The organism is Kitasatospora sp. NPDC057223 (assembly GCF_042669755.1).
Lineage (GTDB): Bacteria > Actinomycetota > Actinomycetes > Streptomycetales > Streptomycetaceae > Kitasatospora.
Genome location: NZ_JBHUWW010000053.1, coordinates 39,924 through 53,042, shown reverse-complemented (window position 1 = coordinate 53,042; position 13,119 = coordinate 39,924). Strand labels below are relative to the sequence as shown.

The 13,119-nt window shown below is 73.3% G+C and carries 13 protein-coding genes; 9 read left to right on the top strand and 4 right to left on the bottom strand.

The genetic code is table 11. The features are described 5' to 3' along the window. The first annotated feature begins 120 nt into the window (after positions 1-120). From deoC to ACFUK0_RS20025, 3 genes are read left to right on the top strand one after another with little or no spacing between them, the layout of a single operon-like run. Positions 121-1,107, top strand: a complete 987-nt coding sequence (gene deoC, locus ACFUK0_RS20035; RefSeq protein ID WP_380251978.1) for a deoxyribose-phosphate aldolase — start codon at positions 121-123, stop codon at positions 1,105-1,107. A gap of 5 nt (positions 1,108-1,112) precedes the next feature. Further along, positions 1,113-2,591 carry an aldehyde dehydrogenase family protein gene (locus ACFUK0_RS20030; protein WP_380251976.1) on the top strand — a complete coding sequence of 493 codons (1,479 nt, stop codon included), beginning with the start codon at positions 1,113-1,115 and terminating at the stop codon, positions 2,589-2,591. Then, entirely contained in the window at positions 2,584-3,483 is a 900-nt protein-coding gene (locus tag ACFUK0_RS20025) for an aldehyde dehydrogenase family protein (RefSeq protein ID WP_380251974.1), read from the top strand. Before ACFUK0_RS20030 ends, ACFUK0_RS20025 begins: the two co-directional genes overlap by 8 nt. Positions 3,484-3,636: 153 nt before the next feature. Here the strand turns inward: ACFUK0_RS20025 and ACFUK0_RS20020 are convergent, their stop codons facing one another. Then, the gene (locus ACFUK0_RS20020; RefSeq protein WP_380251972.1) at positions 3,637-4,824 is read right to left on the bottom strand and encodes an ALF repeat-containing protein; all 1,188 of its coding nucleotides are present in this window, start codon (positions 4,822-4,824) and stop codon (positions 3,637-3,639) included. 166 nt (positions 4,825-4,990) lie between these two features. Here ACFUK0_RS20020 and ACFUK0_RS20015 point away from each other — a divergent pair, with 166 nt between their 5' ends. Continuing rightward, complete coding sequence (locus tag ACFUK0_RS20015) at positions 4,991-5,638, top strand: ATP-binding protein (protein ID WP_380251970.1); 648 nt, start codon at positions 4,991-4,993, stop codon at positions 5,636-5,638. A 229-nt stretch (positions 5,639-5,867) separates the two neighbouring features. Here ACFUK0_RS20015 and ACFUK0_RS20010 read toward each other — a convergent pair whose 3' ends face one another. Beyond that, positions 5,868-6,674 (bottom strand): SigE family RNA polymerase sigma factor, encoded by an 807-nt coding sequence (locus ACFUK0_RS20010; protein WP_380251968.1) that lies wholly within the window; start codon positions 6,672-6,674, stop codon positions 5,868-5,870. 511 nt (positions 6,675-7,185) lie between these two features. Between ACFUK0_RS20010 and ACFUK0_RS20005 the strand changes: the two genes are divergently transcribed. From ACFUK0_RS20005 to ACFUK0_RS19985, 5 genes are all read left to right on the top strand, one after another. Further along, positions 7,186-7,863 carry a response regulator transcription factor gene (locus tag ACFUK0_RS20005; RefSeq protein WP_057231105.1) on the top strand — a complete coding sequence of 226 codons (678 nt, stop codon included), beginning with the start codon at positions 7,186-7,188 and terminating at the stop codon, positions 7,861-7,863. Between the two features lie 122 nt (positions 7,864-7,985). Then, positions 7,986-9,500 carry an ATP-binding protein gene (locus tag ACFUK0_RS20000; protein ID WP_380251966.1) on the top strand — a complete coding sequence of 505 codons (1,515 nt, stop codon included), beginning with the start codon at positions 7,986-7,988 and terminating at the stop codon, positions 9,498-9,500. Beyond that, complete coding sequence (locus tag ACFUK0_RS19995) at positions 9,497-9,895, top strand: hypothetical protein (protein ID WP_380251964.1); 399 nt, start codon at positions 9,497-9,499, stop codon at positions 9,893-9,895. The genes ACFUK0_RS20000 and ACFUK0_RS19995 overlap by 4 nt, the downstream gene beginning before the upstream one ends. A 199-nt stretch (positions 9,896-10,094) precedes the next feature. Further along, positions 10,095-10,745, top strand: a complete 651-nt coding sequence (locus ACFUK0_RS19990; protein WP_380251962.1) for a VanZ family protein — start codon at positions 10,095-10,097, stop codon at positions 10,743-10,745. Between the two features lie 196 nt (positions 10,746-10,941). Beyond that, positions 10,942-11,127 carry a PspC domain-containing protein gene (locus ACFUK0_RS19985; protein ID WP_380251960.1) on the top strand — a complete coding sequence of 62 codons (186 nt, stop codon included), beginning with the start codon at positions 10,942-10,944 and terminating at the stop codon, positions 11,125-11,127. A 108-nt stretch (positions 11,128-11,235) separates the two neighbouring features. Here ACFUK0_RS19985 and ACFUK0_RS19980 read toward each other — a convergent pair whose 3' ends face one another. Further along, a complete protein-coding gene (locus tag ACFUK0_RS19980; protein WP_380251958.1) occupies positions 11,236-11,610 on the bottom strand; it encodes an ATP-binding protein in 375 nt (124 codons plus the stop codon). Positions 11,611-11,853: 243 nt separating this feature from the next. Continuing rightward, positions 11,854-13,002 (bottom strand): adenosine deaminase, encoded by a 1,149-nt coding sequence (locus ACFUK0_RS19975; RefSeq protein WP_380251956.1) that lies wholly within the window; start codon positions 13,000-13,002, stop codon positions 11,854-11,856. Positions 13,003-13,119 lie beyond the last annotated feature (117 nt).

Here is a 13,119-nt window from a genome sequence, read left to right as displayed (position 1 = left end):
GGGCCGGCCCCGGGGCCCGGGCGCCGGACCGCCCGAGGTCTCGGTCCCGCATCGAATGGTGCGGGAAAGGGGCTCCCCCTAGCACACGACTACGCGCGTAGATATGCTGGTCTGGTGACTATGTCCACTCTTGCAGCCAATGCCCCAGGTGCTGCGGGCAGCGGTCTCGCAGACGTCGCGGCGTCCGAGGCCTCGCTCCGCCGCTTCCTGCACGGCCTGCCCGGCGTCGACCAGGTCGGCCTCGAAGCCCGCGCCGCCACCCTCGGCACCCGTTCGATCAAGACCACGGCGAAGGCCTACGCCATCGACCTGGCGATCTCGATGATCGACCTGACCACGCTGGAGGGCGCGGACACGGTCGGCAAGGTGCGCGCCCTGTGCACCAAGGGCCGCAACCCCGACCCGACCGACCCGGCCACCCCGCGGGTCGCCGCGATCTGCGTCTACCCGGACATGGTCGCCACCGCGAAGGCCGCCCTGCTGGGCACCGACATCCAGGTCGCCTCGGTCGCCACCGCCTTCCCCGCCGGGCGCGCCGCGCTCCCGGTGAAGCTCGCCGACGTCGCCGACGCGGTGGCCGCGGGCGCCGACGAGATCGACATGGTGATCGACCGGGGGGCGTTCCTCTCCGGGCACTACCTGTCGGTCTTCCACGAGATCACCGCCGTCAAGGAGGCGTGCAAGCGCCCCGACGGCAGCGCCGCCCACCTCAAGGTGATCTTCGAGACCGGTGAGCTGCAGACGTACGACAACGTGCGCCGCGCCTCCTGGCTGGCGATGCTGGCCGGCGCCGACTTCATCAAGACCTCCACCGGCAAGGTCGCGGTCAACGCGACGCCCCCGGTGACGCTGCTGATGCTCGAAGCCGTCCGCGACTTCAGGGAGCAGACTGGAGTCCAGGTCGGCGTGAAGCCCGCCGGCGGCATCAAGACCACCAAGGACGCCATGAAGTACCTGGTCATGGTCAACGAGACCCTCGGCGACGACTGGCTGAGCCCGCACTGGTTCCGCTTCGGCGCCTCCAGCCTGCTCAACGACCTGCTGATGCAGCGCCAGAAGCTGACCACCGGCCGGTACTCCGGTCCCGACTACGTGACGGTGGACTGAGAACCATGGCCAAGAACACCAAGAAGGCGGAAGAGCCCGTGCGCAAGAGCGGCCTCTTCGAGTACGCGCCCGCCCCCGAGTCCCCCGCCGCGGCCGGTGACATCGCCACCTCGTACGGCCACTTCATCGGCGGCAGGTTCGTCGACTCCAGCGGCAGCGAGGCGCTGAAGACGGTCAACCCGGCGACCGAGCAGGTGCTCGCCGAGTTCGCCCAGGGCACCGCGGAGGACGTCGACCGGGCGGTCGCCGCCGCCCGCAAGGCGTTCACCGACTGGTCGGCGCTGCCGGGCAGCGAGCGCGCCAAGTACCTGTTCCGGATCGCCCGGATCATCCAGGAGCGCTCGCGCGAGCTGGCGGTGCTGGAGTCGATCGACAACGGCAAGCCGATCCGCGAGACCCGCGACGTCGACCTGCCGCTGGTCGCCGCGCACTTCTTCTACTACGCGGGCTGGGCCGACAAGCTCGACTTCGCCGGCTACGGCGCCAACCCGCGCCCGCTGGGCGTGGCCGGCCAGGTCATCCCGTGGAACTTCCCGCTGCTGATGCTGGCGTGGAAGATCGCGCCCGCGCTCGCCACCGGCAACACCGTGGTGCTGAAGCCCGCCGAGACCACCCCGCTGACGGCCCTGCGGTTCGCCGAGATCTGCCGCCAGGCGGGCCTGCCGGACGGCGTCGTCAACATCGTCACCGGTGACGGCCGCACCGGCGCCGCGCTGACCTCCCACCCGGACGTCAACAAGGTGGCCTTCACCGGCTCCACCCCCGTCGGCCGGGCGATCGCCAAGCAGTTGGCGGGCAGCCGCACGAAGCTCTCGCTGGAGCTGGGCGGCAAGGCCGCCAACATCGTCTTCGACGACGCACCGATCGACCAGGCCGTCGAGGGCATCGTCAACGGCATCTTCTTCAACCAGGGCCACGTCTGCTGCGCGGGCTCGCGCCTGCTGGTCCAGGAGTCCGTCCACGACGAGGTGCTGGACGCGCTGAAGCGCCGGATGGACACCCTGCGGGTCGGCGACCCGCTGGACAAGAACACCGACATCGGCGCCATCAACTCGGCGTCCCAGCTGGCCCGGATCACCGAGCTGACCGCCGCCGGCGAGGCCGAGGGCGCCGAGCGCTGGTCGCCCGCCTGCGACCTGCCCGGTACCGGCTTCTGGTTCCGGCCGACGCTGTTCACCGGCGTCAGCCAGGCCCACCGGATCGCCCGCGAGGAGATCTTCGGCCCGGTGCTCTCGGTGCTGACCTTCCGCACGCCCACCGAGGCGGTCGAGAAGGCCAACAACACGCCGTACGGCCTGTCGGCCGGCATCTGGACGGAGAAGGGCTCGCGCATCCTGTGGATGGCGAACCAGCTCAAGGCCGGTGTGGTGTGGGCCAACACCTTCAACAAGTTCGACCCGACCTCGCCGTTCGGCGGCTACAAGGAGTCGGGCTACGGCCGCGAGGGTGGCCGGCACGGTCTGGAGGCCTACCTCGATGTCTGAGTCGCTGCGTCTTGACGTCCTCAAGACCTACAAGCTGTACGTCGGCGGGAAGTTCCCGCGCTCCGAGAGCGGGCGGGTGTACGAGGTGACCGACAGCAAGGGCCAGTGGCTGGCCAACGCCCCGCTCGGCACCCGCAAGGACACCCGCGACGCCGTGCTCGCCGCCCGCGCGGCGGTCAAGGGCTGGGCCGGCACCACCGCCTACAACCGCGGGCAGGTGCTGTACCGGGTCGCCGAGATGCTGCAGGGCCGGCGTGAGCAGTTCACCGCGGAGGTGGCCTCCTCCGAGCACATCGGCGCCAAGAAGGCCGCCGCACTGGTGGACGCCGCCATCGACCGCTGGGTCTGGTACGCGGGCTGGACGGACAAGGTCGCCCAGATCGCCGGCAACGGGAACCCCGTCGCCGGACCGTACTTCAACCTGTCGGTGCCCGAACCGACCGGCGTGGTCGGCATCGTCGCCCCGCAGGCCGGCTACGGGCACTCGTTCCTCGGCCTGGTCTCGGTGATCGCACCGGTCATCGCCACCGGCAACACCGTGGTGGTGGCGGCCCCGGCCGACGCCCCGCTGCCCGCCCTGTCGCTGGGCGAGGTGCTGGCGACCTCCGACCTCCCGGGCGGCGTCGTCAACATCATCTCGGGCCGCACGGCGGACATCGCCCCGACCCTCGCCTCCCACCAGGACGTCAACGCCCTGGACCTCACCGGCGCGATCGCGGCGGACGGTCCCGGCGCGGCGGCCGCGCTGGAGGCATCCGCCGCGGATAGTCTGAAGCGAGTGGTCCGGCCGCAGGTCGACCCGTTCGCCCAGGACTGGACCACTGCGCCCGGCACCGACCGGCTACTCTCGTTCCTGGAGACCAAGACGGTCTGGCACCCGATCGGGATCTGACCGGCCCGACCGGAACAACTCCACAGACTGGCCGTCCCCAGTGCCCTACCCCCCCAGGGCCCGGACGTGCCATGACGGACCCGCGCCTCTCCCCCCCTGGCGCGGGTCCGTCGACTTTCCGGCCCGGAACCTGCCGGCCCACGGGCCCCCTGCTCAGCGCTCGTCGGCGGACCGGCGGCGGGCCGTGACGACCATGGCAGCACCGAGGCCGAGGGCAGCGGCGGCGCCGCCGACCTCCCACGGCAGGGCGGGGCCGGCGCCGGTCGCCGCGAGGGCGGAGCCGCTCGCGACCGTCGTGGCCACCGCGCTCGGGGCAGCCGTCGTCGGCGCGGCGGCAGCGGCCGCAGCGGCGACCGAGGCCGTCAGGCTCGCGGGCTGGACGCCACCGGCCGGCTGCACCTGGGCGGCTGCCTCGGCTGCCGCCTTCTCCTTGGCTGCGGACGCGGCCTCGGCGGCGGCCTTGTCCTTGGCGGCGGCCACGTACTGGCCGGTCGCCAGGAAGTCACGGATGTCCTGGATGGTGCCGTTGAACGCTGCCGCAGCGGCCTTCTTGACCTCGGGGCCGCCCCGGCTCTCGATCTGGGCGGCCCGGACGAGGTCGTCCGAGTCGCGCGCCGCGTACTGGCCGACCTCCAGGAACTTGCGGACGTCCTCGGCGGTGCCGTTGAACGCGGCCTTGCCCGCCTCCTGCACCGCAGGGCCCCCGGCCGAGATGATCTGGACGAGCCGGACCCGGTCGTCCGACTCACGGGCGACGTACTGGCCGACCTCCAGGAACTGCCGGACCTCCTCGATGGTGCCTTCCAACGCGGCCAGGCCGGCCGCCCGGACGCCGGGGCCGCCCGCCTCGACGAGCTGGGAGACGCGGAGCCGGTCGTCCGACTCACGGGCGACGTACTGGCCGACCGCCAGGAACTGCCGGACGTCCTCGATGGTGCCGTTCATGGCGGCCTGCCCGGCCTTCTGCACCGCCGGGCCGCCCTGGTGGATGATCTGGGAGACCCGGATCCGGTCGTCCGTGTCACGGGCCGAGTACTGGCCGGACTCCAGGAAGTGCCGCACGTCCTGTGCGGTGCCGGCCAGGGCCTTCCCGGCGGCCTCACGGAGGTGCGGGCCACTGGCCGGGTCGCTGAGGATCGCCTGCGCCGCGGCCCGGTCCTCCTGCTCCGTCGAGGCGGAGGCTGCCGGGGCGGGCTCGTCCTCCGGGGCCGCGTCGGGCGCCGAGACGCCCAGCGGCTGGTTGCCGTCCGTGGTTTCGGCCGCGGAGGCCGAGGAGGGGAGCAGCACGGCCGGGGCCAGAGCCACCGCGACGAGAACTGCCGAAACACGGGCCAACTTCATCCGTCGAACCTTCTTGGGGGTCTAGACAAGATCGCGAAACCCACAGGGTAGATCTTTTCAGACTGTCTGCTGACCGAATTTTCACGGTCCGCCGAGCCGAGTGGCCGAAGAAATCCCGTTCCGCCCGGTTTCGGCATCCCGGCCGGATACGTCAGACTGGTGTCTCGTGAGTGACTCCCCGCTGAACCCCGTGCCGACGGCCCCTGCCCGAGTGGTCCTGCTGTCCGGTCCGTCCGGATCGGGGAAGTCCTCGCTCGCCGAGCGCAGCGGTCTCCCCGTGCTCCAGCTCGACGACTTCTACAAGGACGGCGACGATCCCACCCTGCCGCTGCTCGCCGACGGCGCCGTCGACTGGGACTCCCCGCTCGCCTGGCACCGCGAGCAGGCCGTGGCGGCGATCCGCCGGCTCGCCGAGACCGGCCGCACCGACGTCCCCGTCTACTCCATCCCGGACAACGGCCGGGTGGGCACCCGGACGCTCGACCTGGCCGGGGCGAGCGCGTTCATCGCCGAGGGCATCTTCGCCGCCGAGATAGCCGGGCACTGCGCCGCCGAAGGCCTGCTCGGCGACGCGATCTGCCTGCGCAACCGACCGCTGACCACCGCCTGGCGGCGGCTGCGCCGGGACGTGCGCGAGGGCCGCAAGTCGCTGCCCGTCCTGCTGCGGCGCGGCTGGCGGCTGATGCGGGCGGAGCGGGGCATCGTCGCCCGCCAGGTCGGACTGGGCGCCTACGCCTGCGCCGGGCCCGAGGCCGGCCGCCGCGTGCGGCAGGTGGCCGCACCCGCCCGGCAGGAGCTCAAGGCCGCCGCGTAGCGGCACGCGGACAGCAGGAACGGCGGCCGGCCCGGTGCTTCTCCCCCGCACCGGGCCGGCCGCCGTTCCCGGCCGCGGGCTCCCCCTGCGGCCCCCGCTCCCCCGAGCAGGCGCCGCGCTCCCGCAGCCTTTCTCACCCCGTCCCCCGACGGGAGTCCTCCGTGGTCGAGCTCTGTGACCGAGCTCCGTGGTCAAGTCCTGTGACCGAGCTCCGTGGCGGGCGCCGCGGTCAGGCCACCAGCTCGCCGAAGGCGTGCGCGGTGTCGCCCGTCCGGTTCAGGTGCTCGTCGTCGCGCAGCCGGCGCAGGGCGCGCCAGATGCTGCTCTTGACGGTGCCGACGCTGATGCCGAGCACGTCGGCGATCTCCGGGTCGGTCTTGCCCTCGTAGTAGCGCAGCACCAGCATCGTCCGCTGGTTCTCCGGCAGCTTCGCCAGTGCCTGCCAGAGCACGGCGCGCAGTTCGGTGCCGCCCATGGCGTCCGCGTCGCCGACCGTCTCCGGCAGCTCCTCGGTCGGGTACTCGGCGAGCTTGCGGCGCCGCCAGGCGGAGATGTGCAGGTTGGTCATGGTGCGGCGGAGGTAGCCCCCGACCGCGGCCTTGTCGGTGATCCGGCCCCAGGCGCGGTAGGTGCTGAAGAGCGCGCTCTGCAGCAGGTCCTCGGCCTCGTAGCGGTCGCCGGTCAGGTGGTAGGCGGTCGCGTACAGGGAGGCGCGGCGCTCGCGCACGTATGCGGTGAACTCCGTGATGTGGTCCTCCGCGACGGCCGGGTGCTCCCCCTGCGCGCCTCCCTGTCCGCTCCCGTCGGTGCTCCCCGCCGCGGGGGACAGCCGCAGCAGCGTCGCACCTGCGGCCCCGCGTCCGTCCGGCTCCCCCGAGCCGACCGTCCGCAGGCCGCTCCCCGCACCCCCCGGGGCGTCCTTGCCCTCACCGCGTACGGGGAGGATCCCCCGCAGCGTGAGGGTGTTGGCGGAGTCGGCCGCGTTCCCCCGTCGGCCGATCCCGTACAGCTCCCCCGTCCTGCCGACGCCCCCCACGCGGCGCCCGACAGTGTTCCCACCGGTGCTGTGTGCGCACCCCCGTACGACCACGGCACCGGAAGCCTCGTCGGTCCTGACCTCGTACCTCGTCCGGTGGACCACCGCCTGGTGGGCCGCCGGCTGGGCCACGGCCGACGAACGCGCGTTGCGGACAGCCGGGTTGCTCCGGGTCTGAAGCGATGCGTTCATCGTGTGCCCCCTTGGTCGGTACGAGCGGTTCCTTGCGCCGCCTCCACAACCGGCCGGTGGGCCCGTCGTGTTGCGGCGACATGAGAAATCCTGCCCGCCCGTTGTGCTGACGCTGTCCGCCGACTGTCACAGGGCTGTCACAGCGGCCGGGGCCTGCCCCGCACCCCGAACCGCTCGCCCCCGATGACGCCTGAACCCGGCCCTCCGGTTGCAGTGCACCCGTCCTCGGGCCCGCCCGCGAGGCCCGGGGTGCCGCTCCCCCGTGGGCGGGCCGGACGGCGGGGGTGATTCGGGGGCCCGGGTGGGCCAGAATGAGGCCGTGCCTTTCCTCCTTCTGATCGAGGACGACGACGCCATCCGGACCGGCCTCGAACTCGCTCTCACCCGCCAGGGCCACCGCGTGGCCGCCGCCGCCTCGGGCGAGGACGGACTGAAGCTCTTCAAGGAGCAGCGTCCGGACCTGATCGTGCTGGACGTGATGCTGCCCGGCATCGACGGGTTCGAGGTGTGCCGCCGGATCCGGCGCACCGACCAGCTCCCGATCATCCTGCTGACCGCCCGCTCGGACGACATCGACGTGGTGGTGGGCCTGGAGTCCGGCGCGGACGACTACGTCGTCAAGCCGGTCCAGCCACGGGTGCTGGACGCCCGGATCCGGGCCGTGCTGCGGCGCGGCGAGCGGGAGAACTCCGACTCCTCGGCCTACGGGTCGGTGGTGATCGACCGTTCGGCGATGACCGTCACCAAGGACGGCGAGGACCTCCAGCTGACGCCCACCGAGCTCCGGCTGCTGCTGGAGCTGAGCCGCCGGCCCGGCCAGGCGCTGTCGCGCCAGCAGTTGCTGCGGCTCGTGTGGGAGCACGACTACCTGGGGGATTCGCGGTTGGTGGACGCCTGTGTGCAGCGGCTGCGGGCGAAGGTGGAGGATGTGCCCTCGGCGCCGACACTGATCCGCACGGTGCGCGGGGTGGGCTACCGGCTCGACCCGCCGGCCTGAGCGGACCGGCCGGCGTCCGCCCGCGCACCCTCCCACCCGTACACCCGTACACCCGTACACCCGTACGCGCCGTACCGACGTACCCGACGTACCCGACGTACCCGACAACGTGACAGGCAGACGTGACTGACCATCAGAGGACCCGGCGGTTCGCCTCCGGGCCGTGGCGCCGGCTGCGCTCGCTGCGGGTGCGGCTGATCGCGGTGTTCGCCGTGGTCGCGCTCACCACCGCCGTCTCGGCGTCCGGGATCGCGTACTGGCTGAACCGGGACGCGGTGCTCAAGCGCGCCCAGGACACCGCCCTCAACGACTTCCGGGGCTCGCTGACCCGCAACGTCTCCGCGCTGCCGCTCAACGCGACCTGCGAGGAACTGACCCAGCTCGCCGACCAGGTGGCCTCCTCCGGCCTCAGCTACGCCGTGGTGGTCGTCGACGACGCGCAGCCGGAGTGCACCGCCTCCTCCGACCCGGCGCTCTACACGCTCGCCCAGGTGCCCCCCGCGCTGCGGACGACGGTGAACAAGCCGCGCGAGCTGACGGCGAACAACTCCAACGCGTACCACCTGTACTGGCAGCGGCAGAACCTCGCGGGCCGGCCGTACGTGATCGGCGGCACCAAGGTCGTACCGACCGGCCCGACCGCGTACATGTTCAAGTCGCTGGAGAACGAGCGGGCCGACCTGAACACGCTCGGCTGGTCGCTGGCGATCGCCACCCTGCTCGCGCTGATCGGCTCCGCCCTGCTCGCGCAGGCCGCCTCGGCGACCGTGCTGCGCCCGGTCAAGCGGCTCGGTGAGGCCGCCCGACAGCTCGGCGAGGGGCGTCTCGACACCCGGCTGGAGGTCGAGGGGGCCGACGAACTCGCCGACCTGGCGCGTACGTTCAACCGGACCGCGCAGTCGCTGCACGAGCAGGTCGAGGAGCTGAGCGCGCGCGAGGCGCAGAGCCGGCGGTTCGTCGCCGACATGTCGCACGAGCTGCGCACGCCGCTCACCGCGATGACGGCGGTGACGGACATCCTGGAGGACGAGGCCGAGTCGCTCGACCCGATGATCGCGCCCGCCGTCCGGCTCGTGGTGAGCGAGACCAGGCGGCTGTCCGACCTGGTCGAGAACCTGATGGAGGTGACCCGGTTCGACGCGGGCACCGCCAGGCTGGTCGCCGACGAGGTGGACATCGCCGATCTGATCATGTCCTGCATCGACGGCCGGGCCTGGTACGACGCGGTCGAGCTGGACGCCCCGCGCGGGGTGCGCGCGGTGGTGGACCCGCGCCGCCTCGACGTCGTCTTCGCGAACCTGATCGGCAACGCGCTCAAGCACGGCGGCTCGCCGGTGCGGGTGAAGGTCCGCGAGCGGGGCGACACCGTGGTGGTGGAGGTGTCGGACAGCGGTCCGGGGATCCCCGAGGACGTGCTGCCGCACGTGTTCGACCGCTTCTACAAGGCGGACAAGGGCCGCGCCCGGTCCGAGGGCAGCGGTCTCGGACTGTCCATCGCGATGGCCAACGCCCAGATACACGGCGGCACCATCGAGGCCGCCAACGGCAAGCAGGGCGCGGTCTTCACCCTGACCCTGCCGCTCACCCAGCCGGCGCCCGCCGACCAGGCCGAGGACGAGGACGGAGCCGCCCGATGACCACGTACCGCACGCCGACCGGCTCCCGCCGGGCCGCGGCCGGCGCCGCCCTGCTGTCGGCCCTGGTCGCACTCCTGACGACGGGCTGCGGCATCCGCCCGACCACCCTGCCGGTGGACGCCGGCGGACCGGCCAGCCGGACGGCCTGCCCCAGCCCGGTGCAGGTGCCCGCCGCGGCCGCGACTCCCTCGGCCCCGCCGACCGCGACGAAGGCGCCCGGCGGGAAGTCCGCCGCCGCCCAGGCGCCGGCCGTGACCGCGGCGCCGAAGCCGTCCGCGCAGGCCGTCACGACGCCGGCGGCCGCCTCCCCGACCCCGACGGCGCCGCCCGACGGGCTGTTCAGCGCACTGCCCTCGCCCTCCGCCGCCGGAACGGGCCGGGCCGGCTGCCCCTGAGTGCCCGGCCGGCGCCACCGCGCCGGGGGCCCGCCCGGCCGGAGGCCGTCAGGGGCCCGCCCCGCCCGCGTACCGGTCCGGAACGGAACGGAACAGTCCGTGAACCTTCCCGTCGCGGGCTGGAACCGCAGCCGCCCGGGCCCGCGTCCTTGCCGCTGTGCAGCGAGATGGCACCGGCACACGCGCCGAGCGTGTCGCAGTGCGGACCGAGAACGAGCCGACCGGACGGTCGTCGGCTCCGCCGTCCGCCGCCGCCGGAGCCCGCCCGACGACCCCCCGCCCCCGGCTCTCCGGGCGGTTGCGGGCGACCGGAGCCGCCGCTCTGGCGGTGCACCTGGCGATGGTCGCCTGGGTGGTGCTGCGGCCGCTGCCGGTGACCTGGGTCTACGACACCAACCTGACGCCGTTCGGATCCGTGCGCCGGGCCCTCGCGCTGGGCGAGGCCTCCGGGCTGTGGCAGATCGCCTGCGAGCTGTTGCTGCTGGCTCCGGTCGGGGTGCTGCTGCCGCTGGCCGGGGGCCGGCTGCGGACACCCTGGCTGCTGTCGTTCCTCCAGGTGACAGGCGTGTCGGTGCTGCTCGCCACCGGCCTGGAGGTGCTCTCCTCCTGGGCGCCGGGCCATGTACTGGACGTGGACCACATCCTGCTGGCCGTGCTCGGCGCCTCCTGCACCCACCTGCTGGTCGTCCCGGCCGGCCGGGCGCTGCTGCGCGGCCGACCGGCCCGGGTCCGGGTGCCCGCCCCGGTGCCCGCGGCCGACCGCACTCCGGCCGACCGTGCTCCGGGCGCCGTCCGCCCGCCGTCCGCCCCGCTGCCCGGGTACGGCCGCCCGGCGCCGCGGGCGCGCTGACCGGCGCCGCCCTGCGGACAGGCTCTCTCGGGGGCGACCCTGAGACGCACCCCGAGACCGGCGTACCGCTCCCCGGTGAGATGCCGGGGGCCCGGATCGCCTTGCAGGCCGATGTCCGCGCCGCCCGCCGCCGGGAGCATGGAAGTACGCCCACCGGAGAGACCGGCACCGGGCCGCCAACGCTTCGGAGACCGCCATGAGCGCCCGCCTCGCCCGCCCCCGCCACAACCGAGTCATCGCCGGCGTCTGCGCCGGGATCGCCGAGCGTTTCGGCCTGACGCCGTGGACCGTCCGGCTGATCTTCCTGGCCTCCTGCCTGCTGCCCGGCCCGCAGTTCCTGGTCTACCTGGCACTGTGGCTGATCCTGCCGCAGGAGCCGTGAGCCTGCCCGCCACCGGTGCGGGAGAAGGCCGCCGACGCAGGAAGAACAGGGCCGCCCGCCCCCGAACCCCGGGGCGGGCGGCCCTGCGTCGTGCGGGACGGTTCCGGATCAGCCGCCCAGACCGGGCAGGCCCGCGCCGCCGAGGACGCCGGTCAGGCCACCCACGGGGGTGCTGTCCAGACCGGGGACGGACGGGACGGCGCCGCGGTCGGCCGCGCCGGTGACGGAGGCGACCTCGGCGGGCATCGCCTGGCCGGCGCTCGGGTTGAGGGTGCCGACGGCGTTGGCGACCTTGTCGCCGCCGGGCAGGCTGCTGACGGCGTTGGTGGCGGCGCCGGTGAGGGCCGGGTTGGTCAGCGCGCTGGTGGGGAGTCCGAGCCCGCCGGCCGCGGCCGGGGCGGCGGATGCGGTGCCGGCGGCGCCCGCGGCCATCGCGATGCCGAGTGCGGCTACGCCGGCAGCCTTGAGAGTGGCCTGCTTCATGAGTTGGTCCCCTTGTGTGCTCGTCGGTGGCCGGCGTGCGGGCTCGTCGGAGAGGGCCCGCCGGCACACCGTGTCAGCAATGACTGGCACACCGTAGTGACTCTGTCGCACGCGGATCAAAGCCCGTTCACTCACACGGCCCAGTTGTCTGATGAGCGGTAATTCAGTGACCGTCGAACACGAACGGGCACCGGCCCGTGAGGACCGGCGCCCGCCCGGCGGTACGTCAGAAGTGCCCCGGCGTCAGCCGCCGACGCTGAACAGCCACTCCGCCTTGAGCTCGGCGTAGCCCGGCTTGATCACGTCGTTGATCATCGCCAGCCGCTCGTCGAACGGCAGGAACGCCGACTTCATCGCGTTGACGGTGAACCACTCCAGGTCGCCCAGCGTGTACCCGAAGGCCTCCACCAGGTGCCCGAACTCCTGGCTCATGCTGGTGCCGCTCATCAGCCGGTTGTCGGTGTTGACGGTCACCCGGAACTTCAGCCGGCTGAGCAGCCCGATCGGGTGCTCGGCGTACGAGGCGGCGGCCGCCGTCTGCAGGTTGGAGGTCGGGCACATCTCCAGCGGGATGCGCTTGTCGCGCACGTACGCGGCGAGGCGGCCGAGTTCGACGCCGCCGTCCTCGTCCACCGTGATGTCGTCGATGATGCGCACGCCGTGGCCGAGCCGGTCGGCGCCACAGCACTGCAGGGCCTCCCAGATGGACGGCAGCCCGAAGGCCTCGCCGGCGTGGATGGTGAAGTGGTTGTTCTCGCCCTTGAGGTAGTCGAACGCGCCCTGGTGGCGGGTCGGCGGGTGGCCCGCCTCGGCGCCGGCGATGTCGAAGCCCACCACGCCCTGGTCGCGGAAGCGGTTGGCCAGCTCGGCGATCTCCTGCGAGCGGGCGGCGTGCCGCATGGCGGTGAGCAGCGCGGCGACGCGGATCCGGCGGCCGGCCGTACGGGCGTTGGCCTCGCCGAGCCGGAACCCCTCGTTGACGGCCTCGACGACCTCGTCCAGGGTGAGGCCGGCCTCCAGGTGCTGCTCGGGGGCGTAGCGCACCTCGGCGTACAGGACGCCGTCGGCGGCGAGGTCCTCCGCGCAGTCGGCGGCGACCCTGACCAGCGCCTCGCGGGTCTGCATCACGGCGCAGGTGTGCGCGAAGGTCTCCAGGTAGCGGACCAGCGAGCCCGAGTCGGCGGCCTCGCGGAACCAGAGACCGAGCTTGGCCGGGTCGGTGGTGGGAAGGCCGTCGTAGCCGCAGGCGGCGGCCAGTTCGACGATGGTCTCCGGGCGCAGCCCGCCGTCGAGGTGGTCGTGCAGCAGCACCTTCGGGGCGCGGGCGATCTGGTCTGCGGTGGGGATGCGGGGGCCGGTGGTGCCCGCGGCGGCGAGGGTCTGCTTCTCCATTGCGGGAGTGTAGCTCCTACGCGCGTAGATTTCCTAGCACCATCGCGACCCGGCGACGAACCGCCGGCCGGATTCCACCGAAGGGCCCTGCCCCGCCGGAAGCCCGCCCGCCCCGCC